The sequence below is a fragment of the Albidovulum sediminis genome (genome assembly GCF_025380365.1).
GTDB lineage: Bacteria > Pseudomonadota > Alphaproteobacteria > Rhodobacterales > Rhodobacteraceae > Albidovulum > Albidovulum sediminis.
Window position 1 is genome coordinate 1,401,984 of sequence record NZ_JAOCQF010000001.1, and the last position, 22,767, is coordinate 1,424,750.

Below are 22,767 nucleotides of genomic sequence, written 5' to 3' on the forward strand. Positions count from 1 at the left end.
CGCGGACGTCCCGGGCGGGCCTTGCCTGCCCGCCCGCCCAAGCCGGCGTCAGGGCTGGTCCACGGGCGGAGTGCTGCGGCCAAGGCGTCCGTTCAGGCCCAGCCGCATCTGCTTCTCGATCTCGACCAGCGCGAAGAACGCCGCCCCGATGGCGACGATCAGGAACCCGTCACGCAAGGGCACCGCCTCGGTCCCGAGGATCGTCTGCAGCGGCGGCAGGTAGGTGACGGCGAGTTGCGCGGCGGTGATCGCGACGACCACCGCCCAGACCACCGGCGTGCCCCGCACCGCGGTCCAGGTCAGCGAGGTTCCGTGGATGTTGCGGATGAAGAAAAGGTGGAAGACCTCGAGCACCACCAGCATGTTCATCGCCATCGTCCGCGCCAGCGCCAGCGAATGGCCCCGGTCGATCGCGTAGGCGAAGATGCCGAAGACTGCGGCCAGAAACAGCGATGCCACCAGCACCACATGCCAGACGAGCGCGCCCGACAGGATCGGCGCATCGCGGCGGCGGGGCGCGCGCGCCATCGTGCCCGGCTCGGTCGGCTCGAAGGCGAGTGCGAGGCCAAGGGTGATACCGGTGATGAGGTTGACCCATAGGATCTGCACCGCCGTGATCGGCAGGGCAAGGCCCGCGAGAAGCGCCAGAACCACCGTAAGCGCCTCACCCGCATTCGTCGGCAGTTCAAAGCTGATCACCTTCCTGAGGTTATCGTAGACCGTCCGCCCCTCGCGCACCGCTGCGGCGATGGTGGCAAAGTTGTCGTCAGCCAGCACCAGATCCGCCGCCTCCTTCGCCGCCTCGGACCCTTTGCGGCCCATGGCGATGCCGGCGTCGGCGCGCTTGAGCGCGGGCGCGTCGTTCACCCCGTCGCCGGTCATGGCGACGGAAAGCCCGCGCGCCTGAAGAGCGGCGACAAGGCGCAGCTTGTCCTCGGGACTGGTGCGGGCGAAGACGTCGACCGAGGTGACGAGATTTGCAAGCTCCGCGTCGTCCAGCTTGTCAAGCTCCGCCCCCGTCAGCACGCGGTCGGGATGCTCCAGCCCGATCTGCCGGGCAATCGCGGCGGCGGTTCCGGCGTGGTCGCCGGTGATCATCTTGACGCGGATCCCCGCCGCGCGGCATTCCGAGACCGCCGCCACCGCCTCGGGCCGGGGCGGGTCGATGAGGCCGACAAGGCCCAGGAAGGTCAGGCTGCCCTCCAGCGTCGCCTCCTCGATCCGCGCGCCGGGCTCGCTCCGTTCGGCCAGCGCCAGCACCCGCAGCCCCTGCCGCGCCAGCGCCTCGGCCCGGTGGTGCCAATCATGGGCGTCGATCCCCGAACACATGCGCAGAACCCGCTCCGGCGCGCCCTTCACATGGGTGAGCCGGCCGTCCGGCCCCTCGCTCAGGACGGCCATGAATCGGTGCCGGCTGTCGAAGGGGACCACGTCCAGCCGCGCCCCCTCTACCCGGCCCGCGACCTTGCCCGCGAAGGCCAGAAGCGCGCCTTCCATCGGGTCGCCCTCGACCGTCCAGTGCCCGCCCTTGCGGCCGATGGCGGCGTCGTTGCAAAGTGCCGCCGCGCGCGCCAGCCGCGTCAGGTCGCCTTCGGGTGCAACCCTGCCCTCGGGCGCATAGCCTTCGCCCGCGACCTCGAACGACCCTTCGGGCGTCTCGACCGCGACGACCATCATCTCGTTGCGCGTCAGCGTGCCGGTCTTGTCGGTGCAGATGACCGAGACCGAGCCGATCGCCTCGATCGCCGGCAGGTGGCGCACGATCGCGTTGCGCCGCGCCATTGCCTGCACGCCGATCGCCAGCGTGATCGTCATCACCGCCGGCAGGCCCTCGGGGATCGCGGCCACGGCGACGCCCACGACCGCCATGAACATCTCGGAAAAGTCGTGGTGGCCGACGAAGTAGCCGAAGGCCAGCAATAGCGCCGAGGCGAGCAGGATCAGGAAGGACAGCCAGCGCGCGAAATGGTCCATCTGCGCGACAAGCGGGGTGGACAGCGTCTCCACCCCGGCGAGCAGGCCGCCGATGCGCCCGACCTCGGTCGCGTGTCCGGTCGCCACCACCACGCCGTGCGCGGTTCCCTGCGTGACCAGCGTGCCCGACCAGAGCATGCAGGACCGGTCGCCCAGAAGGGCGTCGGCGGCCACGGCGCGCGCCGACTTCTCCACCGGCACGGATTCGCCGGTCAGGATCGCCTCCTGCGCGAAAAGTCCCCTCGCCACGGTCACGCGCAGGTCCGCGGGAACCCGGTCCCCCGGCTCAAGCAGGACGATATCGCCGGGAACCAGATGCGCGCCCGCGACCGTGACCCGCCGCCCGTCGCGCAGGACCGCGGCGCGCGGCGCCAGCAGGCCCCGGATCGCCGCCATCGCGGCCTCGGCCTTGCCTTCCTGAACGAAGCCGATGACGGCGTTCGCCAGCACCACCGCAAGGATCACGCCGGTGTCGATCCAGTGCCCCATCGCGCCGGTGACGACGCTCGCACCGAGAAGGACGTAGACAAGGACGTTGTCGAACTGCACGAGAAAGCGCGCCGCCATGCCCCTGCCCCGAACCTCCGCCAGCCGGTTCGGCCCGTGCTCCCCCAACCGGCGCGCGGCCTCGGCAGCGGACAGGCCGTCCGGCCCGCTCCCGAGCGCGGCAAGGCAGCCGGCCACCGATTGCGCATGTGCATCGGGCAGGGCCATGTCAGCCCCGCGCCGCTGCGGCGGCCGCCGCCGACGGAGTGCGCCGGCCTTTCTCCGGGGTCACGGGATGCTGCATGACACTCCTTTCGCGACGCGGGGACCCTGCGGCACCCGCCCGACCGCACCATAGCGCCATCGTGCAACGCCCAAATGACCTGCATCAACCCCGTGTGGCGCCGCTTCAGGCGCGCTCGTCGGTCTGCATCCGGCGTTCAAGCCAGCGCACCCCCGCCGAAACGACAAGGATCAGCGCCAGGTATTCGAGCACCAGGATCGTATAGATCTCCAGCGGGCGGTATTCGGTAACCACAAGCTCATTGGCCTTGCGCGTCAGCTCCTGCATCCCGATGACCGAGACGAGCGAGGACATCTTCAGCATGTAGACCAGTTGGTTGCCAAGCGCGGGCAGGATGCGCCGGATCGCCTGCGGCAGGATCACGTAGCGCATGGTGTCGCCATAGCCGAGCGAGACGGAATAGGCGGCCTCGTACTGCCCCTTCGCGATCGACTGGATGCCGGCGCGGAAGATCTCCGCCTCGAACGCGCTGTCCGAAAGTGCCAGCGCGATGACGCCCGCCCAGAAGACGCCGATGGTCAGCCCGGTCAGCTGCGGCAGGCCGTAGTAGACCCACAGGATCATCACCAGGATCGGCACCGCCCGCACCAGTTCGACATAGCCCCGGCTCGCCCCCCTCAGCCAGCGGTTCGACGACAGGCCCGGCAGCGCCACCAGAAGGCCCAGCGTGACAGAGATCACGATAGCGGTCAGCGACAGGGCGACCGTGTATTTCAGGCCGCTGAGAAGGAAACTCAGGTTCGTCCAGCCCGCCTTGGTCGAGGGGTTGACGACATACCAGCCCCAGTTTGACGAACAGCCCGAGAGGAGAAGGGCCAGCACCGGAACAAGGAAGAAGCGTTTCATGGCGGCCCCTCAGTGGTTCAGGATCTTCTGCAGGAAATCCTGGCAGCGGCGGCTTTTGGGCGCGGTGAAGAACTCGGCCGGGGGCGCCACCTCGACGATCTCGCCGTGGTCCATGAACACCATGCGGTCGGCGACCTTGCGGGCAAAACCCATCTCGTGGGTGACGACGATCATGGTCATGCCGGTGCCCGCAAGTTCCACCATCACGTCGAGAACCTCGTTGATCATCTCGGGGTCCAGCGCCGATGTCGGCTCGTCAAACAGCATGATGCGCGGCTCCATGCAGAGCGAGCGGGCAATGGCCACGCGCTGCTGCTGGCCGCCGGAAAGCTGGCGAGGATATTTCTCCGCCTGCTCGGGGATGCGCACCCGGTTCAGGTAGCGCATCGCCAGGTCGCGCGCGGCCGGGCGGCTCATCCCGCGCGCGCGGACCGGGCCCAGCATCAGGTTCTCGATCACCGTCAGGTGCGGAAACAGGTTGAACTGCTGGAAGACCATGCCGACCTCGGAGCGGACCTTGCGCGTGCTGGCGGCGTCCGCGCCCAGGCGGATGCCGTCCACCGTGATCGTGCCCGACTGATGCGCCTCAAGCCCGTTGATGCAGCGGATCAGCGTCGACTTCCCCGACCCGGAGGGCCCGCAGATCACGATCCGCTCCCCCGCGCGGGCGGAAAAATCAATGTTCTTCAGCACCTGGAAGTCGCCGTAGAACTTCGACACCCCCGAAAACGTGATGATCGGAGCCTCGTGCGCCGTGTCCATCTCTGCTAGTCTCTCCCCGCAGGCTTTCGGGGACATCTGGCGCCCCGACATTAGTGAGTGTTGCACAACACCTAATTGTTTGTCACTCTGATATGACTGCACAAATCAGCCAACCGGGGGAGAGACGGAAATGAAGGCGATCAAGGCCGCGCTGGCGGCTCTGGCACTGATGGTGGCGGCGCCCGCGGCGCAGGCGCAATCCGCCCTGAACGATATCCTGAACAGCGGCGTGATGAAGGTCGGCACGACCGGCGACTGGAACCCGATGACGATGAAGGACCCGGCGACGAACAGCTACACCGGCTACGACATCGACGTGATGACGGCGATGGCGCAGGACCTGGGGGTCGAGGTCGAATTCGTGCCGACCGACTGGAAGACACTGGTCAACGGCGTCGTGGCGGGCACCTACCACCTGACCGGATCAGCCTCGATTTCCCCCGCGCGGGCGAAGGCCGCGGGCTACTCGGACAGCTACTTCACGCTGGCGACGGTGCCGCTCATCAACAAGAAGGACGCCGACAAGTACAAGGACTGGGCCGACCTCGACAACGCCGAGGTGATCGTGGCCGCGACCCTGGGCACGACGCAGGAAAAGCAGGTGAAGGAATTCTTCCCCAACGCCCAGCACAAGATCGTCGAGGCGCCCGCGCGCGACTTCCAGGAGGTGCTGGCAGGCCGGGCGACGGCGCACATCACCTCGAACGTGGAGGCGAACAAGCTGGTGCAGGAATATCCCGAACTGATGATCGTTCCGGTGTCGGCGCCGCGCGCGCGCACGCCGGTGGCGATGCTCCTGCCGCAGGGCGACCAGGTCTGGATCAACTATGTCAACACCTGGATCGAGTTGAAGAAGCAGGCAGGATTCTTCGACGATCTTGGCGCGAAGTGGAACCTCGGCAACTGATCCGCGTCGGGGGCGCCACGGCGCCCCTTTCCGCAGGTGGATGCGCATGCCCCGGCTGGACCTGATGACCTGGAACGAGGTGCAGGCGCATCTTGCCGCCGGTGGCGGCGCGATCCTGCCTGTCGGCTCGACCGAGCAGCACGGGCCGATGGGCCTGATCGGTACCGACGCGCTCTGCGCCGAGGTCATCGCGGAGGCGGCGGCCGAAATCTGCGGTGCGGTTGTTACGCCGACGGTCTGGTTCACGCCCGCGCCCTTCAACATGGGCTTTCCCGGCACGCTGTCGGCCAGCACGCCACTATTTTCCGCGCTGGTGGCGGAAATCCTGGACGGCCTGTCACATCACGGCTTCCGACCCGTCTACATCCTGAACGGCCACGGCGCCAACCTGGAACCCCTGCGCGCGGTCGCGGCGGCGCGCCCGGACCTGCCTGTCCACATTCGAAGCTGGTGGGACTTCGCGACCGTGAACACCCTGCGCCGGACGCTTTACGGCGACTGGGAGGGGATGCACGCGACGCCGTCCGAGATTGCGATCACGATGGCCACGCACCGGCAGGTTCCGGTGCCGGAGGCGGCGAAGCAGCCGCCGCGGGCGCTGTCGGCGGACTTCATCCGCGACCATGCCGGCGACCGCCACGGCCCGCCCGACGAACACCGGCGCGACTTCCCGGACGGGCGCGTGGGCTCCCACTCCGCGCTGGCGCGGCCCGGACACGGGCGGGCGCTTCTCGAGGCCGCCGCCGCTGCCGTCGCGCAGGACTACCTGGATCTGATCGCGGCAAGGCCGTCGTCGCCGGCCCGCAGCTAGATCACCGCCCCCTGTTCGGCGAGGAACATGAGATGCCGCCGGTTCCGGGCGCCAAGCTTGGCGCGGATACTGCGTGCGCAAAGCTTCACGGTGCCTTCCCGCAGGCCAAAGTCGGTCGCGATCTCCTTGTTGCTGCGTCCGGCGCAAAGATGCGCGAGCAGCGCCTGTTCGCGCCGCGTCAGCGTCGACGCCGACAGTGGACTCCGCTCCGTGTCGTCGGCGGGATAGGCCGGCACCCTGCCCGACTGGACAAGGGTGAGAGCGTCCAGAAGGAAGGCCCCGCCAAGGCTTTTTGGCAGCACCGCAGAGGCCCCGGCCGACAGCAGCGCCTCTGCCGCCGCGGACCTCAGGCTTGCCGTCAGCAGAAGGACCTTCGTCGCCGCGTTCGCGTCCCTCAACCGTTGAAGGACTTCGAAGCGGGGCAGCGCAAAGGCGTCGCTGTCGACGACGACGCAATCCACGCAAGCGCCGCCCTTGAGGCGCGCGACCAGCTCGCCGATGTCAACGCAGGTTTCGACACGGGAGGGGCTGTTGGCCTCGATGTAGCTCGCCAGCGCCTCGTTCACCAGTCTCAGGCCGGTCGCCAGAATTATTCGCATGGTCTGTTCTTTCCATTCGCCCCACCCCGCCAAAATCCTGCCGAAATGCGCTTCAATTGGGGCGAAGGGCGCTGCCAGCGCAATGCATTGGAATAGACGCGGGCATACTAAAGTTGATCCCCCGGCAATCGGAGCCAGCCCGCGCCCGAAAGGAAAAAGCCCCGCCGGGTCCATCCGGCGGGGCGCACCCGATCAGGGGAACGACAGGGCCGGGCGGCCCCGCCGGTGCGGGAGCGCTCAGTAGCTCATCGCGATGTGGTCAAGGATGCCGCCGCTGCCGGCGGGCGTGGCGAGGCCCTGCCAGACATTCGCGGCGCGCGCATAGCGGTCGATCGCGGCCCAGGTCCGGCCCCCCCAGACACCATCGGCGGCGCCGTCCAGATAGCCGTATCCTGCGAGCACGGACTGAATCTTCTTCCGCTCCACCACCGGGCGGTCATTGAAGGCCAGGCGCATCGGCGCGGGATCGAACGCGTCGGGAACGGCAACCGGCTCATAGGGGATGATCCCGGACTTGGCGCCGATGATGAACATCAGGTCATGCCAATAGGCGCTTTCGGCGGCGGATGCCGTGTTGGCGGAAAGGGAAAGGGATAAAATCGTTACGGAAAGCAGCTTGCGAATCATAGCGCACCTTCTCTGCCCCCAAGGATTTGAAATCACCTTTGCGATCGGATTTGGATCGGGAATAGGGATATCCGGGCGGGATTGCGCATAGCCGCCCTACCCTTTCGGATAGATTCCGCGCAGGAGGGGTGCGCGCTTATGACGCGATGATGCCGCGGTCGCGCGCGATCATCGCGGCATGGGTCCGGTTGCGGGCGTCAAGCTTGCGGCAGATGCTTTTCACATGCGCCTTGATGGTGACTTCCTGCACGCCGAGTTCGTAGGCGATGATCTTGTTCGGCTTGCCTTCGCAGATGCCGCGCAGCACGCTCAGTTCCCGCGCGGAAAACTGCCCGCCTGCCTCATCGCCGCCCTGGCGCATGAACTGGAAGGGGGCATAGATCTCGCCCGCCGCCATGAACCGGATCGCCTGCACAAGCGACTTCGCGCCCAGAGTCTTGGGAACAAAGCCCGACGCCCCGGCGGCGATCGCCCGTTCCACCGTCTCGCGCGTCGCATTGCCCGACATCAGCGCCACCGCGCCGCCGGTGTTCGCCCTGAGCACGCGCGACAGCCCGTCAAGGCCGTTCATCCCCGGCATGTGGTAATCGAGAAGGATGCAGTCGAACGGCCCTTCACGCACGATCCCGTTCAGCGTCGCATCGACATCGGCCGCCGACGACACGTCCATGTCATCGTGGCTGGCGATATAGGCGACAATCGTTTCAAGAACCAACGCATGATCGTCGGCGACGAGAATCTTCATTAGCTCAGTTGGTGTCCATGCTGCGCGTCTGTTCGGTTTCCGCTCGAAAGATGTGGCCCATGGCCACGCTGTGCAAGCGTTAACGTCCGCGGTTCGATTATTCTAAAGCAACGCGCCCCATACTTAAGAAGACTTGCCTTTCGGTGCACGTCATGTTCCGTGCATCTCAGGTGTGTATGGGGAACCCCAAGTTTTGTGTGGTCTGGGCGCGTTTCGGAATAGGCTTGCGGCCGTCCGGCTTGCCATCATGGTCTGCTTCCTCGCACCCGCGGCATTTGCCAGCCCCCTGCCCGATCTCGCGAAGCCCTCGGGGGACGTTGTCCTGACGGTGTGCGGGCACATCCTGGTCCGGAACTGGGGCAGTTGCGCCGCACTCGACCTCGCGTCGCTCAGGGCGCTGGGGAGGGTGCAGATCACGACCAGCACCATCTGGACCGAGGGCGTCCAGCAGTTCGAGGGCGTCCCGCTCAAGGTCCTGCTCGACCGGCTGGGCGCCTTGGGCAGCGTCGTCTGGGCGCGTGCGGCCAATGACTATGGCGCCGAGATTCCGGTGGCGGAGACCTCGGAAGATGGCCCGATCATCGCCTACAGCATGAACGGCAAGGAAATGTCGCTGCGCGACAAGGGTCCGCTCTGGATCGTCTACCCCTACGATGCCGACAGCCGGTATCGCAACGACGTTGCCTATTCCCGCAGCGTCTGGCAACTTGTTGGCCTCGATGTGCGGGACTGATCCCGCCCCCGTGGCATCCCCCTGACCAAGGAGCAACCGATGGGCACCACCGGGCGGGAGAGCGGCCCTGACCCCCGCAGCCCTTCGTCCGGGCGGTTCGTCAGGATCGGGCAGTCCATCGGCCGCTGCCTGACCAATTCCTCGTGCTGGGCGGTCTCGGTCCTGGTGCTGTGCCTGCTGAGCGCGGCATTCCTGGTGCAGAACATCGTCCTCGACCTCGAGCGTCACCGCTCCGCTGTCGAGGACCGGGTGCTGTGGAACATCGCGCAGGCGGAACTTGAGCTGAGCGCGCTCGAACTGGCCATCACCCACAGCCTGCTCGACGAAAACCCCGGCAGCCTTGCCCAGGTCCGGCGCGCCTACGACATCTTCTACAGCCGTGTCCGCACCTTCGAGGAGGGCGACACCTACGGCGACCTGCGCCGGGACCCGAGCTTTGTCGAGGGAATGGCGCTGGTACGCGACTATCTCGACCGCACGACCGCCGTGATCGATGCCCCCGACGCCACGCTGATCGCGGCGCTGGGCGAACTGCATGTCGAGACGGACGCCATTCGTGACCCGGTCCGGCAGATGGCGCTCGATACCGTGCGCAACCGCACCGTCTACGCCGACGCCATCCGCGATACGCTGGTCGCGACACTGCTGCGGCTTGGCGGCATCGCGACCCTTCTGATCCTGGCGCTTCTGTTCAGCACTATCATCGTTCTGCGCCTGTCCAGAAGCGCCGAAGAACGCGCGCGCCGCATCGGCGAGACGAAGACCCGGATCGAGGCGATCCTGACGCGCACCAACCGGGGGGTGATCACCGTCGACGGCAACGGCACGGTGACGGACTTCAACCGCGCCGCCGAGCAGATGTTCGGGATCGGGGCGGCGGACGTGCTGGAGCGGCACCTGGAGGACGTGCCCATCGACGAGGCGATGAAGGATGCGATCTACCGGCTGATGATCCCCGTGGGCGAGCCGGGCAGCGGCATGGTTGAACGCCTGGTCGGCCGCCTGACCCACGCCCGGCGCAGCAATGGCGACCTGTTCCCGGTCGAGGTGTCGATGTCGGCCATCGACGGCCCGACCGGACGCGGCGTGCTGGTCTGGATCGCCGATATCGGCGCCCGCCTGCAGCGCGAGCGCGAGTTGAACGAAGCACTGGAAAGCGCCGTGGCCGGAGAGACTGCGAAGGCGCGGATGCTCAACCTGATGAGCCACGAGATCCGCACGCCGCTGAACGGCCTTGTCGGCGCGCTGCAGGTCCTCGGCGACACCACTCTGACCCCTCGGCAGGAAAAAATCGTCGGCGCCATGCAGACTTCCTGCGACATCCTCATGAGCCACGTTAACTCGGTCCTCGACATTTCCCAGATCGATGCGGGCCGGCTCGAATGTGCGCAGGACCCCTTCGACCTCGAGGAGGTCGCGCGGCAGGTCCATGACAACCAGATCCATGCCGCACGCAAGGCGCGCAATCACCTGATCGTTGAAAACGCCATCGCGGGCAGCGCGACCTACCTCGGCGATGCCCAGAAGATCCGGCAGGTGCTGATCAACCTTGTCAGCAACGCCACGAAATTCACCCAGGACGGCGAGATTCGCCTGCGGCTGTCCGAGGCGCCCTCGGGTGAGGTGACGATCGAAGTCAGCGACAGCGGGATCGGCATCGCGCCGGAACACCACGAACGCATCTTCCAGGATTTCGTCACCATCGACGCAAGCTATGAGCGCAACGCAGGAGGAACCGGCCTTGGCCTGCCGCTCTGCCGCCGACTGGCCCGGATGATGGGCGGCAGCCTGACGGTGCAAAGCGCGATCGGCGCGGGCAGCACCTTTTGCCTGACGCTTCCGCTTGCCCCGGCCCCTTCCGCCGAAGTCGCTGCCGCCGACACGGCCGCCCCGCCCGTCACCGCCGGCGCCGGTGACGGGCAGGCCCCGTCCGGCAAGCCGCTGCGCATCCTTGTCGCCGAGGACAACCTCATCAATCTAGAGATCCTGACCGACATGCTGACCGGCGACGGCCACAGCGTGACCAGTGCGCGCGACGGCGAGGCGGCGGCGCGGCTGGCGGAGGCCGAAGCCTTCGACATCATCCTGATGGACATCAGCATGCCGCTGCTGACGGCGCGGATGCGACGCGCGCAATCCGTCAGGGCGATGGGCCATGCCGGGATGTGCCGATCGTCGCCGTGACCGCCTATGCCCAGCGATCCGAGATCAACAAGTTCCTTGGCGCGGGCATGACCGCGGCTATTGTCAAGCCGGTCTCCCGCACCCGCCTGCGCGAGCTTCTGGGAACGCTGGCGGGCACTGCCCCTGCGCAGGGGGACGACGGCGGGGCGGGCGTCGACATGGACACGCTCCACGACCTCGTCGCCGCGCTTGGCCACGGCCGGGTCGCGGCGATCCTCGGACAGGTGGACGCGGAGGTGCAGGCGCTTGCCGGCGCGCTGGACCGGATCGACGCGGGCGGGACAGTGCGCGACGCGGCCGCGCAGCAGGCCCACCGGCTTGCGGGCGCGGTCGCGCTGATCGGCGCGCGCGGCCTGCGCGATCGCCTGGCATCGCTCGAATCCGCCGTGATCGGAGGCGCGGGAGCCGAGCAGGTTGCGGCGCAATCCTGGGCGATCGCGGCGGACTGGGCGCGCATCCGGGCCAAGGCCGAGCGCGCCCTGGCCGGCGAAGGGGCCGCGGCACGCACCCCGGCCACGCCCGGAAGCTGACCGAAAGAGACCGCGACGGCGCAAAAGGGCAACCTCGAAGCAGCGGAGATATCCGGTATCGCCCGACCGACCGAAAGCAAGGCTTAAGAGCGGGCCTGCCCGGTGGTCATATGGCAGGAACGATCCCTGCATGGCGCGCCGAGATGACTTTGCCGTTCCCCCTTCCCCGCCCCGATGCCGGTCTTGCCTTTCGCGGCGCGACGGCCCGCGCCTTCCGCTGGCTTCTCCGCAGGGGCGCGGGGGATGTGCCGGCCGCGCCCGCCGAACCGCCGTTTCGCAGCGATCTTCTGCGGGGGGAGCAGGTGATCGCCGTCAATGCGCCCGCAGACCTCGGCAGTGAGCTGACGCTCTGGTCCGCGCAACTCGGGGCGGGAGGGGTCCGTCACGCGGATGCGCCCGGCGCCGCAAGCGCCCTTGCCACCCCGCTGAAAGACGCCGCGCTGGCCGTCGTCTGGCTGGATCGCGACGAGGATGCCGATGGCCCTTCCCGCGACGGCCTGGCCCGGGCGCTGCGCGAGGCCGCCCCCGACATGCCGCTGATCCTGGTCTCCGCGGGACCGGGCCAGGCGGCCTTCGGCAATCGCGATGGCGAAGGGTTCGACTGTGTGCTGCCCGCACCGCTGGGTCCGGCCGCCTTCAAGCTGGCGGCAGGCGCCGCGATCGCGAACCGCAAGAAACACCGCAATCGCATCGTCCCCGGCGCCCGCACGGGCGGCCCCCGCCCCACCTGAGGAAACCCGCGAATGCCGCGATTGCCCGGCCCGCGAATGTGGGCGAAAAGGAAGCCCACGGGCAGGCGGATGACGGGGGCCGGGGCGGGCATGGTGGAACTCTTCGGGAAGATGCCGGACGGAATGCCGGTCGAGCGGGTTACGATCAGGGGCGGTGGTCTGACCGCCTCGGTCCTGACCTGGGGCGCGGTCCTGCAGGACCTGCGGCTGGACGGCCATGCCCCGCCCCTTGTCCTCGGCTTCGACGGGTTCGAGGATTACCCGGCCCATTCGCGCTATTTCGGCGCGACGGCGGGGCGCTGCGCGAACCGCATCGCCGGGGCGGCCTTCACGCTGGAGGGCGTGGAACACCGGCTGGAGGCGAACTTCCTCGGCAGGCACCAGTTGCACGGCGGCAGCGCGGGTTTCGGCAAGCGGCTGTGGACGGTCGAGGAGGCGGGAGCGGATCACGCGACGCTTCGGATTGACAGCGCGGACGGCGACATGGGCTTTCCCGGCGCGCTGAGCGCGCGGGTGCGCTTCGCGCTTGAGGCGGGCGGCGTGCTCGACATCCGCATGACCGCCTCGGCGGACCGGCCGACGCTTTGCAACCTTGCCCACCACAGCTATTTCAACCTCTCGGGCGAGCCGGACATCCTGAACCACCGGCTGCGCGTGGCGGCCGATCACTACCTGCCCGTCGACGCGGACCTGATCCCGACCGGACAGGTGGCGCCGGTCGAAGGCACCCCCTTCGACCTGCGCGCCGGCGCCCGCCTGGGCGATGTCACTGCCCGCACGCGGCTTGACCACAACTTCTGCCTCGGCCCCGCACGCGTCCCGATCCGCGAGGTGGCGGAGCTTCGGGGTGGCGATGTCGCGATGCGCGTGCTGACCACCGAACCGGGGGTGCAGGTCTTCGACGGCGCGCCGCTCCAGGTGCCGGTGCCGGGCCTTGACGGGCGGCGCATGGGCGCGCATGCGGGTATCGCGCTTGAACCGCAGGTCTGGCCCGACGCGATCCACCACCCGGACTGGCCGCAGCCGATCCTCCGGCCCGGCGAGACCTATCGCCAGCACACGCAGTTCGTCTTCAGCAGGCGCGCGCTCTGACGCGCCCGCGGATCATCCCGACAGGCGCCCTGCGTCATGGACAGGGCGCACCCGGATCGGGGGGGCATAGCCGCCCAGCCGCGTCGTCCTGAGGCCCAGCCGCACCGCCGATTCCGCCAGCGCGACCGCGCAGACGACCCCGTCGATCACCGGAAGCCCGTGTTCGCGCGACAGCGCCGCGGCGAAATCGGCCATGCCGGCGCAGCCCAGCACGATCGCCTCGGCCCGATCCTCGGCGATGGCGCGCGCGACCTCGGCGCTGACGCGGCCACGCCCTTCGGACCCGGGCCGCTCCAGCTCCAGCACCGGCACGTCGGAGGCGCGGACACGGGCGCATCGCGCGGCCAGACCGTAGCGCACCAGGTTGTGTTCGAGCGCCGGCACCGAGCGGGCCAGCGTGGTCACGACCGAGAACTTGTTCGACAGCATCGAGGCGAAGTGATAGCCGGCCTCGCCGATCCCGATCACCGGCCGGTCGGTCGCGCAGCGCGCGGCGTCAAGCCCGGTATCGTCGAAGCAGGCGATCACCACCGCGTCGAAATCGGGCGTGGTGTGGATCAGGTCCAGAACGCCCGGCACGCACATCGCCTCGTCATGGTAGCCCTCGATCGCGGCCGGCCCGGCCGCGGGATTGACGGCGATGATCTCCGTCCCCGGGGCGGCGGCGCGGCGGGCGGCCGCGCCGATCTTCTCGGTCATGGAGGCCGTCGTATTGGGGTTGATCACCAGAAGTCGCATCGCGTCACCTAAAGCTCCCCGCCGAGATAGGCGGCCTTGATCCGTTCGTCCCCCATCAGCGCGCGGCTTTCGCCCGACAGCACCACCGCGCCGGTGGAAAGCGCATAGGCCCGGTCGGAGATCGACAGCGCCATGCGGCTGTTCTGCTCGACCAGGAGAACGCTCACCCCCTCGTCCCGGCTGATCGCGACGATGGCGCGGGCGATGTCCTGGACGAGCTTCGGCGCGATGCCGAGCGAGGGTTCGTCAAGCAGGAGGAGCCGGGGCTTGGCCATCAGCGCGCGCCCGATCACCATCATCTGCTGCTCGCCCCCCGACAGCGTCCCGGCCTGCTGGCCGAAGCGTTCCTTCAGGCGCGGAAAGCGTTCCAGAACGCTGTCGAGCGTTTGCTGGATCTCCACCTTGTCGGTGCGGGTGAAGGCCCCCATCAGGAGGTTGTCCTTGACCGACATGAAGGGGAAGACGCGCCGGCCCTCGGGCACCATGGCGATGCCCTTCCGCACGATCTCGGGCGCGGGCGTGCCGTCCAGGCGTTCGCCCATGTAGTGGATTTCGCCCGAGCGGATCTTCCTCAGCCCGGTGATCGCGCGCAGGATCGAGGACTTGCCCGCCCCGTTCGCGCCGATCAGCGCGACGGTCTCGCCCTCGTTCATCTCGATCGAGACGCCTTTGAGCGCGTAGACGTGGTCGTAGTAAAGCTCGACGTTCCGGAAGGATAGCAACTGTGTCATGGCCTACATCCCGATCGCGGCGTCTTCGCTGCCCAGATAGGCTTCGATGACCTTTTCGTTGGACTGGATCTCCGCCGGCGTCCCCTCGGCGATCTTCTGGCCGAAGTTGATGACGACGATGCGGTCGGAGATCTTCATCACCGCCGGCATGTCGTGTTCGACCAGAAGGACGGTGATCCCGCGTTCGTCGCGCAGCCGACGCACCAGCGCCACCATGCGCATCGTCTCGTCATGGTTCATGCCGGCGAAAGGTTCGTCGAGGAGCAGCACCTTGGGGTCGGTGGCGAGCCCGATCGCCATGCCGAGCGCCCTCAGATGCCCCTGCGGCAGGTTCGACGCCATCTCGTCCCGGATCGCGTCGAGGCCGAGAAAGCCGATGATCTCGTCCGCCGAGGCGCCGAACTCCGCCTCGTCCTTGCGCGCCTGAAGCGTGCCGAGGAAGAACCCCAGGAGCGAGGCGCGCGAGCGCAGGTGATGGGCGACCACGATGTTTTCCCGCACCGTCATCGACCGGAAGATCGTGGTTTCCTGGAACGTCCTCACCACCCCCATCCGCGCCACCCGGTGCGGCGCGAGGTTCGAGATGCGCGTGCCCTTGTAGAGGACCTCGCCCGAGGTGGTCTTGAGGAACGAGGCGATCAGCTTGAAGAGCGTCGATTTCCCCGCCCCGTTCGGGCCGATCACCGACAGGATCTCCCCCTCCGCCACGTCGAAGGAGATGTCGTTGTTCGCGGTCAGCCCGCCGAAGCGCTTGGTTACGCCCCGGACCTGAAGGATCGGTGTCATTTGCGGCCTCCCTTGCGGTCGAACAGGCTCAGCAGGCCATTGGGCAGCACCAGCATGAGCGCGATCATGAGCGAGGAGTAGATGAGGAGCTGGTAACGCCCGGTGGTGAAGAGGAGATCCCAGCCGAAGTAGAGAAGCAGCGTGCCGAGCATCGGGCCGAAGACGTAGCCGAGCCCGCCGAGGAAGCAGTTCAGCATGAAGTTCACGCTGTCGGCGACCTGGAAGGACGAGGGGTAGATCGACTGCGAGATGGCCACGAACATCGCCCCAGCGATCCCCCCGAAGAAGGAGGAGATCGAATAGGCCAGCACGCGCAGGTAGGCGGTGTTGACGCCGATCGAGGCGGCCAGTTCCTCGTTCTGCTGGAGCGACCGGCAGAGGTGGCCGAGGCGCGAGTTGACGATCCGCCACAGGCAGGCGTAGCAGATCACCATCAGCGTCACCGCCATGAAGTAGAAGGCAAGCTTGGGATTGCCGAGCGTGGCGAAGTCAGGGATCAGCGTCAGCCCGAGGATCGACACCTCGCCCGGCAGCGGGATCGAGGTGATGCCCTTGGCCCCGTTCGTGACCGGAAGGGCCAGCGCGGTCAGGCGCGCGACCTCGGTCAGGACCAGCGTGACCATCGCGAAGTAGACGCCGCGCAGGCGCAGGATCGGCAGCCCGATCAGGACCGAGAGTGCCGCGCAGAAGACCCCCGCCAGCGGCAGCGTGAGCCAGAAGCTGACCCCCGCGGTGGTCACGAGGATGGCCGAGACATAGCCCCCCGCCAGCGCATAGGCGCCCTGCCCGATGTTGATGCGGCCGATGTAGAAGGTCAGCCAGACACCGGCCGAGGCCACCGAGAGGAGCGCGACGGAGGTGAGCGTGTAGTAGAAGTCCCACCGCCCGCTCAGCGCGATGGCCAGGGGCACCGCGACATAGACGGCGATCACGAAGGCGCCGATGCCCAGAAGTTTTTGCGTGTTCATGGCCTTATCCCCACGGTTTGCCCATCAGCCCCTGCGGGCGGAAGGCGAGGAAGACCATCAGCGATGCGAAGATCACCAGATAGGTGATGTCGCCATAGGCCGCGAGAAGCGTCAGGCCGATCGATTCCATCATGCCAAGGATGAAGCCCCCCGCGATGGCCCCCGAAATGACGCCCGCGCCGCCGATCATGATCATCAGGAACGCCTTGATCGAGGTCGGCCCGCCCATGCCGAGGTTGACCCCGGTGATGGTGACAAGAAGCCCGCCGACAAGCCCCGCGAGCATCGCGCCCAGCGCGAAGCCCAGCATCGAATAGCGCTCGACATCGACGCCCATCAGTTGCGCGGCCATCCGGTCCTGCGCCAGCGCCCGCATCGCGCGCCCGGCCCTGGTGTATTGCATGAGCGCGATGAAACCCGCGATCATCGCGATCGCCAGCACCCCGATCAGGATGCGGTCGTAGGGCATCACCAGGCGGAAATCCCAGTTGAAGACGCCGTTCACGATCTTCGGCACGCCGCGCTGCTTTTCCCCGAACAGGAGCAGGATGACCGCGTCGAGGAAGAAGGCGATGCCCGCCGCCAGCAGCATGGTCGATTCCTCGCGCTTGGACCGCGCGACGACCGGGCGGAACAGGAACCGCTCCACCCCCGCGCCGACCACGGCCAGCACGACCGCCGAGGCCACCAGCCCGACGATGAAGGGCAGCCCGAACTGGGCCACGACCGTATAGGTGACGAACCCGCCCAGCACGTACATCTGCCCGTGGGCGAAGTTCAGCACGTTCATGAGCGAGAAGATGAGCGTGAGCCCGAGCGCAATGAGCGCGTATTGGGCACCGAGATAGAGCCCATTGGCAAGAATCTGTTCCATGTCGCGTCCTGAGGTTGGGCGGGGTCCGGCAAGGATAGGTGCGCCGGACCCCGGAAAGACACTCGTCAAGACACTCCGCGCGCGGCTCAGTCCACCTGAGCGACGAAGAGCGTCTGGAACGCGCCGTCCTTGAACTCGTTCACGACGAGCGGGACGGACACCTGGCGCTTCTGACCGAACGAGGTGGTGCCGACATAGGTGAGCTTCGCGTCGCCGACCATGAAGGGGTTCGGCGCCTCGAACGTGTCCATCGTCTTCTTGAATTCCTCGACGTCGTTCATCGCGGCGGGGTTCGCCTTGATGGTCTCGAGGATGTATTCGAGCGCGTAGACCTTGGTGTTGGACTCGTCGTTGTATTCGCCGAACATCTTGGTGTAGCGGTCGACGAATTCGCGCATCGCGTCCGAGGCCAGTTCGGGCGTGGAGGCGCCGCCGACCGAGATGAAGCCGTTGGCAAGCTCGCCCGCGCCTTCCTGGAGCACGGTCGCGTCCTGCGCGGTCTCGGTCGAGATCAGGCCGGTGTAGCCCAGTTCGCGGGCCGAGCGGATCAGTTGCGGCGCGTTGGCGGGCGACACGCCCGACAGCACCAGAAGGTCGGGCTGCGACTGCAGCACCGGCAGCAGGACCGGCGTGAAGTCGGTGGTGTCGACCTGGTAGGTCACGCTGTCCGATACCACCTCAAGCCCGAGCGCCTTGGCCGCCTCGACCCCGCCGTCACGCTGCGACAACGGGTCGGATTCGTTGGCGGCGACAAAGGCCACCTTCTTCACCCCGTTGTTTTCCATCAGGTATTTGTAGATCGCCGGGCCAGACTGGTAGTTGGCGACCATGCCGAGGATCGCGTTCGACGCGGGCGCGGTGTAAAGCTCCTTCGGGAAGGCGTAGGGGAAGTACATGATGCCGTTCTGCTCGGCGACCGGGCGCACGGCGGCGGCGCCGTCGTCCACGTTCGGGCCGACGACATAGTGGATGCCTTCCTGCGCCATCTTCTCCATGCCCGCGATCGCGCGCTTGGGGTCCTTCTGGTCGTCGAAGGCGACGATCTGGACATCGTATTTCTGGCCGTCGATCTCGACCCCGCCGAGTTCGTTCAGCCAGGCTGCGCGGGTTTCCATCGAGCGCTGGTTGGAAATGCCCCAGGCCGCGGCCGGACCCGAGGTCACGCCGACGAACCCGATCTTGAGGACCGGGTTCTGCGCGCTGGCGGCACCGAAGAAAACCAGACTGGCGGCTGCGGCGAGCGCCGTGGATTTCAAGAGGGTGCGTCTGTTCATCTCAATCCTCCCTGATTGCCATGTACGTCATTGCCTCGCGTTCCGGGATTCGGCGCGAGCTGGCAAGGTGATTGAGCCAGATTGTTAACAATCGTGTCAACAAAATAATTGCCGTATTGTCGATGATCTTGGAATCTTTCAAACTGGCCCTGCGCGCGCTAATCATCGGCGGGCGCATCTTGACGGGACGCATTGGACCATGACGCTTGCAGGACCCACGATCGACCGGTTTCCCGACGCCGAGGAGGTCGCCGAGGAGGATATCGTCGAGCAGATCTACGAGGCCGTGGTGGAACAGCGGCTTCCGCCCGGCACCAAGCTGTCGGAGGCGGCCCTTTGCAAGGCGTTCGGCGTGGGCCGGATGCGGGTGCGCCGCAGCCTGCTTCTGCTGGCCAGCCGCGAGGTGGTGGAGCTGCATTCGAACCGCGGCGCCTTTGTCGCCCGCCCTACCCCCGAACAGGCGCGCGAGGTTTTCGAGGCGCGGCTGGCGATCGAGCCCAACGTGACGCGCCTGGCCGTCGAACGCGCGACGGCGGCGGATATCGACGCGCTCGACCGCCATCTGCTCAGCGAGGCGCAGGCCCACACGGAGGGCAACCGCCGGGACGCGATCCGGCTTTCGGGCCAGTTCCACACCCTGCTCGCGCAGATCGCGGGCAACGGCGTGATGCTGCGGATGGTCAAGGAACTGATCACGCGGACATCGCTGATCATCGGCATCTTCGGCGCGCCGGGTGTGTCGAACTGCCGCGACGACGACCACGCCGACCTGGTGGCTGCCTTCCGCGAACGCGACGGCGAACGCGCCGCCCGCATCATGGACGCGCACCTGCGCCATATCCAGGCGCATGTGGACCTGAAGTCCGCGCATCGCTCCAAGGTCGACCTTCTCAGCGTCTTCGCGCCGCAGGCCCGCGCCGGCACGAACCAGGGCTGAGGCGCCGCCGCACCGTGCCCGCCTGCCCCGCCCTTGCGGACGATCGGGCGAAGCGGACATAACGGTGGCGCGGGAGGGGAAAAGCCATGACCACGCTGAAGCTGCGCATCCTGTTCGACGACGCGATGCTGGGCCCTGGCAAGGCGGACCTGCTGGAGCGGATCCGCGCCACCGGGTCGATCGCTGCGGCGGGCCGTCAGATGGGGATGAGCTACAAGCGCGCCTGGATGCTGGTCGAGGAAATGAACGCCGCCTTCCGCGCGCCGCTTGTCGTCAGCGCGCGCGGCGGTCCGGGGGGCGGCGGCGCGCAGCTTACCGAGGCGGGCGAAGAGGTGCTGGGGCTTTACCGTGACATCCTTGAGCGCGCCCGCGCCGCCACCACCGACCCGATCGCGGCGCTGGAGGCGATGCTGGTGACCGGGGGCAGGTCGGATATTTCCGGTGGAAAATAACGCTTGCGCGCCAGGGCAGCGCGGATAGATATGTTCCTGAGAACATATCGAACGGAGGACTCATGCGCCGACCTCTCACAGCCATCCTGACCGTTGCGGCGCTGCTCGTGCCTCCCCTGCCCGCGCTGGCGGAGGAGGTCGTGGTCTTTGCCGCCGCCTCGATGAAAACCGCCCTCGATGCGGTAGCTGCCGATTTCCAGTCGGCCACCGGCCATACGGTGACGATCAGCTATGCCGGATCGAACGCGCTGGCCAAGCAGATCATCGAAGGCGCGCCGACCGATATCTTCCTTTCGGCGGCGGTGAACTGGATGGACGAGGTGGAGAAGGCGGGGCTGGTGACTGAGGGCACCCGCGCCGACCTTTTCGGCAACACGCTGGTGCTGGTCGCCCATGGAACGGACGCGGCCCCGGTCGAGATCGGGCCGGGCCTCGATCTGGCGGGCCTCTTGGGCGACGGCAAGCTTGCCATGGCAATGGTCGATGCCGTGCCCGCCGGGCAATACGGCAAGGCGGCGCTTGAAAGCCTCGGCCTCTGGCCCTCGGTCGAGGCCTCGGTCGCGCAGTCGGAAAACGTGCGCGCGGCGCTGATGCTGGTCTCGACGGGCGAGGCACCCTATGGGATCGTCTATGCGACCGACGCGGTGGCCGATGATGCCGTCACCGTCGTCGGCACCTTCCCCGACGACAGCCACAAGCCCATCGTCTATCCGGGCGCCCTTCTGACCGGGGCTGCGGACGCGGCCGACCGCGCATTTTTCGAGGCATTGTCCTCCGATGCCGGGGATGCGAAGTTCGCCGCGCAGGGCTTCGCGATCCTGAACTGACCGGACCGAACCACCTTGAGCGAGGCGGAATGACCGATTGGCTGACACCCGATGAATGGCGCGCAGTGGCCCTGTCGCTGCGCGTTTCGTTCTGGGCCACGCTGGTCAGCCTGCCCTTCGGGCTCCTGGTCGCCTATGCGCTGGCGCGATGGAACTTCTGGGGCAAGCCGCTGCTCAACGGGGTGGTCCACCTGCCGCTGATCCTGCCGCCGGTGGTGACGGGCTATCTGCTGCTGATCATCTTCGGGCGACGGGGCGCGGTCGGGCAGGTCCTGGACGAGTGGTTCGGCGTCGTCCTTGCATTCCGCTGGACCGGGGCGGCGCTGGCGGCGGGGATCATGGCCTTTCCGCTGATGGTCCGCGCGATGCGGCTTGCGATCGAGGCGGTGGACCCGCGGCTCGAACAGGCAGCCGGCACGCTCGGGGCGTCGCGGCCTTGGGTCTTTGCCACCGTGACCCTGCCGCTGATCCTGCCCGGCGTCATCGCGGGCGCGATCCTTGCCTTCGCCAAGGCGATGGGAGAGTTCGGCGCGACCATCACCTTCGTCTCGAATATCCCCGGCCAGACCCAGACCCTGCCCTCGGCGATCTACGCCTTCCTGCAGGTGCCGGGCGGGGAGCCGCAGGCGGCGCGCCTTGTCGCCATCGCCATCGCGATTGCCATGGCGGCGCTTCTGCTGTCCGAATGGGTGGCACGCGCGGTGGCCCGGAGGATCTCGGGCCAATGACCCTTCGGATCGCCCTGAAGCACCGGTTCGAGGGGTTTTCGCTGGACCTGGCATTCGAGGCGCCGGCCGGGGTGACGGCCCTGTTCGGGCGGTCGGGATCGGGCAAGACGACGGTGATCAACGCCGTCGCCGGCCTGTTCCGCCCCGACGAGGGCAGGATCGCGGCCGACGGCGTGGTGCTTCTCGACACCGGCGCGGGCCGGTGCCTGCCGCCCCACCGCCGCCGCATCGGCTATGTCTTTCAGGATGCCCGCCTGTTCCCGCACCTGACGGTACGGCAGAACCTGCTCTTCGGCCGCTGGTTCGCGCCCGCCGGGCCCGATGTGGGGCCGGGTGTGGGGCTTGAGCGGATCGTCGCGCTTCTGGGGATCGCCCCGCTGCTTGACCGTCGCCCCGCCACGCTTTCGGGGGGCGAAAGGCAGCGCGTTGCCATCGGCCGCGCGATCCTGTCGAACCCGCGCCTTCTGCTGATGGACGAACCGCTCGCCGCGCTCGACGAGGCGCGCAAGGGAGAAATCCTGCCCTATCTCGAACGGCTGCGCGACGAACTGGGCCTGCCCATCCTCTACGTCAGCCATTCGGTCGCCGAGGTGGCACGCCTGGCCACGACCGTCGTGCTGATGGAGGCCGGCCGCGTCACCGCCATCGGCCCGGCGAGCACGATCCTGTCAGACCCCGCGATCGCCCCCGTCATGGGCCTGCGCGAGGCGGGCGCCATGATCTCCGCCCGCGTCGTGGCGCAGGAGGCGGACGGCCTGACCCGGCTCGACACCGGGGCCGGGCCGGTCTGGCTGCCGCGAATAGAGGCGGCCGAGGGTGCCACGGTACGCCTCAGGATCCTGGCTCAGGACGTGATGCTCGCGACGCGGCGCCCCGAGGGGATTTCGGCCCTGAACATCCTGTCGGTCACGGTCCGGGACATCCACCTCGGCGAAGGTCCGGGCGCGCTGGTGCGGCTGTCGGCGGGCGAGGCCACGATCCTGGCGCGGGTGACCCGCCGCTCGGTCGATGCGCTGGACCTGCGGGCGGGCCGGCCTGTCTTCGCGGTGCTCAAGGCCGTCTCTGTCGCGCGCGAGAACGTGGGCCGCGCAGGGCCGTGACGGCGTGCGCGCGCCGGGGCG

At 67.8% G+C, this 22,767-nt stretch carries 24 protein-coding genes; 12 read left to right on the forward strand and 12 right to left on the reverse strand.

Annotated elements, in window-relative coordinates; all coding sequences use genetic code 11:
* Nucleotides 1-48 precede the first annotated feature (48 nt).
* The 3 genes from N5I32_RS07045 to N5I32_RS07055 form a co-directional block, all read right to left on the reverse strand.
* On the reverse strand, nt 49-2,688 hold the full coding sequence (locus N5I32_RS07045; RefSeq protein ID WP_261494682.1) for an HAD-IC family P-type ATPase: 2,640 nt from the start codon (nt 2,686-2,688) through the stop codon (nt 49-51).
* A gap of 181 nt (nt 2,689-2,869) precedes the next feature.
* On the reverse strand, nt 2,870-3,610 hold the full coding sequence (locus N5I32_RS07050) for an amino acid ABC transporter permease (RefSeq protein ID WP_261494683.1): 741 nt from the start codon (nt 3,608-3,610) through the stop codon (nt 2,870-2,872).
* Nucleotides 3,611-3,619: 9 nt separating this feature from the next.
* Complete coding sequence (locus tag N5I32_RS07055) at nt 3,620-4,372, reverse strand: amino acid ABC transporter ATP-binding protein (protein WP_304504747.1); 753 nt, start codon at nt 4,370-4,372, stop codon at nt 3,620-3,622.
* A gap of 130 nt (nt 4,373-4,502) precedes the next feature.
* Here N5I32_RS07055 and N5I32_RS07060 point away from each other — a divergent pair, with 130 nt between their 5' ends.
* Nucleotides 4,503-5,279 (forward strand): transporter substrate-binding domain-containing protein, encoded by a 777-nt coding sequence (locus tag N5I32_RS07060; RefSeq protein ID WP_261494684.1) that lies wholly within the window; start codon nt 4,503-4,505, stop codon nt 5,277-5,279.
* A 46-nt stretch (nt 5,280-5,325) separates the two neighbouring features.
* Nucleotides 5,326-6,090, forward strand: a complete 765-nt coding sequence (locus N5I32_RS07065; RefSeq protein ID WP_261494685.1) for a creatininase family protein — start codon at nt 5,326-5,328, stop codon at nt 6,088-6,090.
* On the opposite strand, the gene N5I32_RS07070 is transcribed toward N5I32_RS07065, so the two are convergent.
* The 3 genes from N5I32_RS07070 to N5I32_RS07080 all read right to left on the reverse strand — a co-directional run bounded on the left by N5I32_RS07070 (nt 6,087) and on the right by N5I32_RS07080 (nt 8,061).
* The gene (locus tag N5I32_RS07070; protein WP_261494686.1) at nt 6,087-6,689 is read right to left on the reverse strand and encodes a helix-turn-helix transcriptional regulator; all 603 of its coding nucleotides are present in this window, start codon (nt 6,687-6,689) and stop codon (nt 6,087-6,089) included. The two genes, N5I32_RS07065 and N5I32_RS07070, sit on opposite strands and share 4 nt — an antisense overlap.
* A 237-nt stretch (nt 6,690-6,926) precedes the next feature.
* Nucleotides 6,927-7,316: a peptidoglycan-binding domain-containing protein gene (locus tag N5I32_RS07075; protein ID WP_261494687.1), complete on the reverse strand. Its 390-nt coding sequence runs from the start codon at nt 7,314-7,316 to the stop codon at nt 6,927-6,929.
* A gap of 136 nt (nt 7,317-7,452) precedes the next feature.
* Nucleotides 7,453-8,061 carry a response regulator transcription factor gene (locus tag N5I32_RS07080; RefSeq protein WP_261494688.1) on the reverse strand — a complete coding sequence of 203 codons (609 nt, stop codon included), beginning with the start codon at nt 8,059-8,061 and terminating at the stop codon, nt 7,453-7,455.
* A gap of 247 nt (nt 8,062-8,308) precedes the next feature.
* On the opposite strand from N5I32_RS07080, the gene N5I32_RS07085 reads away from it, so the two are divergent.
* The 5 genes from N5I32_RS07085 to N5I32_RS07105 all read left to right on the forward strand — a co-directional run bounded on the left by N5I32_RS07085 (nt 8,309) and on the right by N5I32_RS07105 (nt 13,331).
* Nucleotides 8,309-8,794 carry a putative pterin-binding protein gene (locus tag N5I32_RS07085; RefSeq protein ID WP_261494689.1) on the forward strand — a complete coding sequence of 162 codons (486 nt, stop codon included), beginning with the start codon at nt 8,309-8,311 and terminating at the stop codon, nt 8,792-8,794.
* A 39-nt stretch (nt 8,795-8,833) separates the two neighbouring features.
* Nucleotides 8,834-10,978, forward strand: a complete 2,145-nt coding sequence (locus tag N5I32_RS07090) for an ATP-binding protein (RefSeq protein WP_261494690.1) — start codon at nt 8,834-8,836, stop codon at nt 10,976-10,978.
* Complete coding sequence (locus N5I32_RS07095; protein ID WP_261494691.1) at nt 10,975-11,508, forward strand: Hpt domain-containing protein; 534 nt, start codon at nt 10,975-10,977, stop codon at nt 11,506-11,508. The genes N5I32_RS07090 and N5I32_RS07095 overlap by 4 nt, the downstream gene beginning before the upstream one ends.
* Before the next feature lie 110 nt (nt 11,509-11,618).
* Entirely contained in the window at nt 11,619-12,239 is a 621-nt protein-coding gene (locus N5I32_RS07100; RefSeq protein ID WP_261494692.1) for a hypothetical protein, read from the forward strand.
* Nucleotides 12,240-12,308: 69 nt separating this feature from the next.
* Nucleotides 12,309-13,331 carry an aldose epimerase family protein gene (locus tag N5I32_RS07105; RefSeq protein WP_261494693.1) on the forward strand — a complete coding sequence of 341 codons (1,023 nt, stop codon included), beginning with the start codon at nt 12,309-12,311 and terminating at the stop codon, nt 13,329-13,331.
* 12 nt (nt 13,332-13,343) lie between these two features.
* Here N5I32_RS07105 and N5I32_RS07110 read toward each other — a convergent pair whose 3' ends face one another.
* The 6 genes from N5I32_RS07110 to N5I32_RS07135 all read right to left on the reverse strand — a co-directional run bounded on the left by N5I32_RS07110 (nt 13,344) and on the right by N5I32_RS07135 (nt 18,702).
* Nucleotides 13,344-14,069 carry an aspartate/glutamate racemase family protein gene (locus N5I32_RS07110; RefSeq protein WP_261494694.1) on the reverse strand — a complete coding sequence of 242 codons (726 nt, stop codon included), beginning with the start codon at nt 14,067-14,069 and terminating at the stop codon, nt 13,344-13,346.
* A gap of 8 nt (nt 14,070-14,077) precedes the next feature.
* Nucleotides 14,078-14,800: an ABC transporter ATP-binding protein gene (locus N5I32_RS07115; RefSeq protein ID WP_261494695.1), complete on the reverse strand. Its 723-nt coding sequence runs from the start codon at nt 14,798-14,800 to the stop codon at nt 14,078-14,080.
* A gap of 3 nt (nt 14,801-14,803) precedes the next feature.
* Complete coding sequence (locus tag N5I32_RS07120; protein ID WP_261494696.1) at nt 14,804-15,586, reverse strand: ABC transporter ATP-binding protein; 783 nt, start codon at nt 15,584-15,586, stop codon at nt 14,804-14,806.
* Nucleotides 15,583-16,554, reverse strand: a complete 972-nt coding sequence (locus N5I32_RS07125; RefSeq protein ID WP_261494697.1) for a branched-chain amino acid ABC transporter permease — start codon at nt 16,552-16,554, stop codon at nt 15,583-15,585. Before N5I32_RS07125 ends, N5I32_RS07120 begins: the two co-directional genes overlap by 4 nt.
* 4 nt (nt 16,555-16,558) lie before the next feature.
* A complete protein-coding gene (locus N5I32_RS07130) occupies nt 16,559-17,428 on the reverse strand; it encodes a branched-chain amino acid ABC transporter permease (protein WP_261494698.1) in 870 nt (289 codons plus the stop codon).
* An 86-nt stretch (nt 17,429-17,514) separates the two neighbouring features.
* Nucleotides 17,515-18,702, reverse strand: a complete 1,188-nt coding sequence (locus N5I32_RS07135; RefSeq protein WP_261494699.1) for an ABC transporter substrate-binding protein — start codon at nt 18,700-18,702, stop codon at nt 17,515-17,517.
* Between the two features lie 199 nt (nt 18,703-18,901).
* Here N5I32_RS07135 and N5I32_RS07140 point away from each other — a divergent pair, with 199 nt between their 5' ends.
* From N5I32_RS07140 to modC, 5 genes are all read left to right on the forward strand, one after another.
* Nucleotides 18,902-19,639: a GntR family transcriptional regulator gene (locus tag N5I32_RS07140; RefSeq protein WP_261494700.1), complete on the forward strand. Its 738-nt coding sequence runs from the start codon at nt 18,902-18,904 to the stop codon at nt 19,637-19,639.
* A gap of 86 nt (nt 19,640-19,725) precedes the next feature.
* Nucleotides 19,726-20,091, forward strand: a complete 366-nt coding sequence (locus N5I32_RS07145) for a winged helix-turn-helix domain-containing protein (protein WP_261494704.1) — start codon at nt 19,726-19,728, stop codon at nt 20,089-20,091.
* A gap of 62 nt (nt 20,092-20,153) precedes the next feature.
* Nucleotides 20,154-20,918 carry a molybdate ABC transporter substrate-binding protein gene (modA, locus tag N5I32_RS07150; RefSeq protein ID WP_261494705.1) on the forward strand — a complete coding sequence of 255 codons (765 nt, stop codon included), beginning with the start codon at nt 20,154-20,156 and terminating at the stop codon, nt 20,916-20,918.
* 29 nt (nt 20,919-20,947) lie between these two features.
* A complete protein-coding gene (gene modB / locus N5I32_RS07155) occupies nt 20,948-21,646 on the forward strand; it encodes a molybdate ABC transporter permease subunit (RefSeq protein WP_261494706.1) in 699 nt (232 codons plus the stop codon).
* Nucleotides 21,643-22,746 (forward strand): molybdenum ABC transporter ATP-binding protein, encoded by a 1,104-nt coding sequence (modC, locus tag N5I32_RS07160; protein ID WP_261494707.1) that lies wholly within the window; start codon nt 21,643-21,645, stop codon nt 22,744-22,746. The genes modB and modC overlap by 4 nt, the downstream gene beginning before the upstream one ends.
* The last annotated feature ends 21 nt before the right edge of the window (nt 22,747-22,767 follow it).

Bases quoted from the DNA above. Each gene is read 5' to 3' on its own strand.
- N5I32_RS07125 (WP_261494697.1), bottom strand. From the start codon at position 16,554: ATGAACACGCAAAAACTTCTGGGCATCGGCGCCTTCGTGATCGCCGTC.
- N5I32_RS07060 (WP_261494684.1), top strand. From the start codon at position 4,503: ATGAAGGCGATCAAGGCCGCGCTGGCGGCTCTGGCACTGATGGTGGCG.
- N5I32_RS07120 (WP_261494696.1), bottom strand. From the start codon at position 15,586: ATGACACCGATCCTTCAGGTCCGGGGCGTAACCAAGCGCTTCGGCGGG.
- N5I32_RS07140 (WP_261494700.1), top strand. From the start codon at position 18,902: ATGACGCTTGCAGGACCCACGATCGACCGGTTTCCCGACGCCGAGGAG.
- N5I32_RS07070 (WP_261494686.1), bottom strand. From the start codon at position 6,689: ATGCGAATAATTCTGGCGACCGGCCTGAGACTGGTGAACGAGGCGCTG.
- N5I32_RS07065 (WP_261494685.1), top strand. From the start codon at position 5,326: ATGCCCCGGCTGGACCTGATGACCTGGAACGAGGTGCAGGCGCATCTT.
- N5I32_RS07135 (WP_261494699.1), bottom strand. From the start codon at position 18,702: ATGAACAGACGCACCCTCTTGAAATCCACGGCGCTCGCCGCAGCCGCC.
- N5I32_RS07090 (WP_261494690.1), top strand. From the start codon at position 8,834: ATGGGCACCACCGGGCGGGAGAGCGGCCCTGACCCCCGCAGCCCTTCG.
- N5I32_RS07100 (WP_261494692.1), top strand. From the start codon at position 11,619: ATGGCAGGAACGATCCCTGCATGGCGCGCCGAGATGACTTTGCCGTTC.
- N5I32_RS07145 (WP_261494704.1), top strand. From the start codon at position 19,726: ATGACCACGCTGAAGCTGCGCATCCTGTTCGACGACGCGATGCTGGGC.
- modC (WP_261494707.1), top strand. From the start codon at position 21,643: ATGACCCTTCGGATCGCCCTGAAGCACCGGTTCGAGGGGTTTTCGCTG.
- N5I32_RS07115 (WP_261494695.1), bottom strand. From the start codon at position 14,800: ATGACACAGTTGCTATCCTTCCGGAACGTCGAGCTTTACTACGACCAC.
- N5I32_RS07130 (WP_261494698.1), bottom strand. From the start codon at position 17,428: ATGGAACAGATTCTTGCCAATGGGCTCTATCTCGGTGCCCAATACGCG.
- N5I32_RS07045 (WP_261494682.1), bottom strand. From the start codon at position 2,688: ATGGCCCTGCCCGATGCACATGCGCAATCGGTGGCCGGCTGCCTTGCC.
- N5I32_RS07085 (WP_261494689.1), top strand. From the start codon at position 8,309: ATGGTCTGCTTCCTCGCACCCGCGGCATTTGCCAGCCCCCTGCCCGAT.
- N5I32_RS07080 (WP_261494688.1), bottom strand. From the start codon at position 8,061: ATGAAGATTCTCGTCGCCGACGATCATGCGTTGGTTCTTGAAACGATT.
- modA (WP_261494705.1), top strand. From the start codon at position 20,154: ATGCGCCGACCTCTCACAGCCATCCTGACCGTTGCGGCGCTGCTCGTG.
- N5I32_RS07075 (WP_261494687.1), bottom strand. From the start codon at position 7,316: ATGATTCGCAAGCTGCTTTCCGTAACGATTTTATCCCTTTCCCTTTCC.
- N5I32_RS07105 (WP_261494693.1), top strand. From the start codon at position 12,309: ATGACGGGGGCCGGGGCGGGCATGGTGGAACTCTTCGGGAAGATGCCG.
- N5I32_RS07055 (WP_304504747.1), bottom strand. From the start codon at position 4,372: ATGGACACGGCGCACGAGGCTCCGATCATCACGTTTTCGGGGGTGTCG.
- modB (WP_261494706.1), top strand. From the start codon at position 20,948: ATGACCGATTGGCTGACACCCGATGAATGGCGCGCAGTGGCCCTGTCG.
- N5I32_RS07110 (WP_261494694.1), bottom strand. From the start codon at position 14,069: ATGCGACTTCTGGTGATCAACCCCAATACGACGGCCTCCATGACCGAG.
- N5I32_RS07050 (WP_261494683.1), bottom strand. From the start codon at position 3,610: ATGAAACGCTTCTTCCTTGTTCCGGTGCTGGCCCTTCTCCTCTCGGGC.